We start from the raw sequence: 2,371 nt of genomic DNA on the forward strand, positions 1-2,371 counted from the left end.
GCCCATCTCCTTCCGTTCTGCGATCTGATCGGTCGTTCTGGATCGTGTACTGGATTTGCCCGGGCAGTTACCCACGACGGCGTCTCGGTGACCGCGCATTTCGACCCGTCGAATTCGTGCACATATCGATCATCGAACTACTCGCGGGGTAGACTTTTTAATGAGTAGCCAGCCAAGGAGGCCATGAGTGAGCAGCACACCGAAGATGCCTGACACGATCACCGACCCAGTCGACTGGGCTCGACACTACTGGGAACAGCAGGGGCTCGACGGAGATGAACAGCGCTTCCTCGCTTTGACCTCCTTGTTGCGATACCAACGAATCGTCGCAGATTCGGTGGATTCGCAGCTGAAGGCGCACAGCCTGAACATGACTGACTATCTGCTCCTGATGACCCTTCAACTCTCGGATACGGGCACTCGGTTGATTTCCAGCCTCGCCCGCAATCTCTTGGTCCACGCCACAACCGCAACGTTGGCGACGGATCGCCTCGAGCAACGGAAACTGCTGAAGCGCAGCCCACACCCCACCGATCGCCGAGCTACCTGCATCACAATCACCAAGAAGGGGCGCGACCTTGCCAGCGAGGCGACACGAGCGCTCACGACCGTCGACTTCGGTATGCACGGCAGTACGCCCGCGGATGTGACGCAGCTGCGCAGTGCCCTCACCAAAATGCGCCAATCCGCCGGCGACGCATAGCCCTTCGAAGTCGACGATCCGCGCAGTCTGCAGGAATTTCGCACTAGAGCAGCGGATCGAAAGAATCGATCAGCCACTTCCCGTCGAGCCATGCCAATCCGACCCGGACGACGCTCTGTGTTTGCGACGGTGTCTCCTGGTCGGCGGCACTCGCCGCTTGGTTGATGTACACGAGCACCGACGCCTGGTCCGTTGAGACCGATTCCACCGCGGCACCTGCCGAAACAGCGTCCATCGCAACATTCTTTTCGGCCGCGGCGGGGCCTACGACCTCGTCGGCAAGTTTCGTGTACGTGGTCAGAAAGTCACCGGTCAGCCTGCTCTCCGCGTTCGCGACGTCTTCGTCGAAGGTATCCGGCTTGTACGACAGCACGGCCTCCGCACCGTCGGCTGCGATTTCAGCAACAGAATTGCGCGCATCGGCCACACGCTGATCTTCCGCACGAACCACGAACACCTGCACGCAGATCAGCGCAATCAGCGGAAGCAGAGCACTCGCTGCAACTGCCCCCGACAGAAGCCGGTTACTCGGCGCTCTGTGCGCTTGCGGGCCCACGGCGAACCCGAGTAGCTGCGAACCGAGTGTGTAACTCTTTCTTCGCCGCGCAATAAGACTGTTCCAGACAACGAATCCCACCGCCGCCACGCAGAGGACGGCAAGCGCAACGATGGACCAAGTGGGAAATCCGATCAGCCAGGCGATTATCGTCACGGCCACAACGACCACGACCGGTCGGCCCACATCGACGAAGGCCGCTGCTACACGTTCGAGCATGGACGGAACTGGCCGGTCGGCAGAACCATCGCGTTCCGCAGCGGGCCTGTCGACGACCCCGCCGGCACCGTCGACGTGAACATCCTTCGGCGAGTCGCTCATTGTACGAACCCTACTTTCGCAAGTTTCAGTTGACCGTCGACCGTGGCGACGTCAACGCGAATCTGGTACTGCTTCGACTGCGGGGCACCCGAACCGCCGGCCTCACCGGTCTGCACGGTCGGACTTTGCGGATCCGGTTGCACCGGCTCCGGCGACGGCGAGGGACTTTCGACCGTGGTCTCAGAAGATGCCGCCAGCAGAACGGTCGTACTGCCGTCATCGTTTCGGGTTTCAATCCCCGCTTCGTCGACATGTCCCGTCACCACGCCCGCCGACGCGGCGATCGTGTCGTGCACGGCCTTCTTCCTCATTTGGAAATCGTCGTACCACTGCCCCGTGGAGTCCGCGACAATCCGATCGACGTAGCCCTGGGCATCCGCGCGGTCTGTCGATATCAGCTGTTCCACTGCACCCCGCGCGAAGTCCAGAACCTGCTCTTCCCTGGCGATGGAATCACTGACCTCACGATGCTGCAGGCTCAGCCAGATCCCGCTCGCGGCGCCCATCACACAGAACAGAAGCAAAAGGCTGACCGTGACCCGGTATGCCCAAGGGCGCGATTCGGGCTCGGAGGATGGCGCTTCGGCGGGGCCGTCTTCGTCGTGATCCGAGTTGACTTGCTCGGAGCCAGCCGAGTTCAGTTCGTCATCGGCGGCTCGCTTGGCGGCTTCTGCCGCTGCCGTAGCAGCAGCACGCGCCTCCCGTGCCTTCAATCGCAGATGCTCCGCATCACTTCCAGGCCTATCGGCGTCCTGGCCGGGCGCGGCCTCTCGGCGACCACGGCCGCCGAT

The 2,371-nt window shown here is 62.0% G+C and carries 3 protein-coding genes; 1 reads left to right on the top strand and 2 read right to left on the bottom strand.

Annotated elements, in window-relative coordinates; translation table 11 throughout:
• The first annotated feature begins 187 nt into the window (after positions 1–187).
• Positions 188–703 (top strand): MarR family winged helix-turn-helix transcriptional regulator, encoded by a 516-nt coding sequence (locus WAW17_RS30270; RefSeq protein ID WP_422336539.1) that lies wholly within the window; start codon positions 188–190, stop codon positions 701–703.
• Between the two features lie 43 nt (positions 704–746).
• Here the strand turns inward: WAW17_RS30270 and WAW17_RS30275 are convergent, their stop codons facing one another.
• On the bottom strand, positions 747–1,580 hold the full coding sequence (locus WAW17_RS30275) for a hypothetical protein (protein WP_422336540.1): 834 nt from the start codon (positions 1,578–1,580) through the stop codon (positions 747–749).
• Positions 1,577–2,371, bottom strand: a 795-nt coding sequence (locus tag WAW17_RS30280) for a hypothetical protein (RefSeq protein ID WP_422336541.1), incomplete at its 5' end; no start/stop codon positions are given. The genes WAW17_RS30280 and WAW17_RS30275, both read right to left, overlap by 4 nt.

Origin of the sequence: Rhodococcus sp. (in: high G+C Gram-positive bacteria) (assembly GCF_049286785.1) — a bacterium.
GTDB lineage: Bacteria > Actinomycetota > Actinomycetes > Mycobacteriales > Mycobacteriaceae > Rhodococcus_F.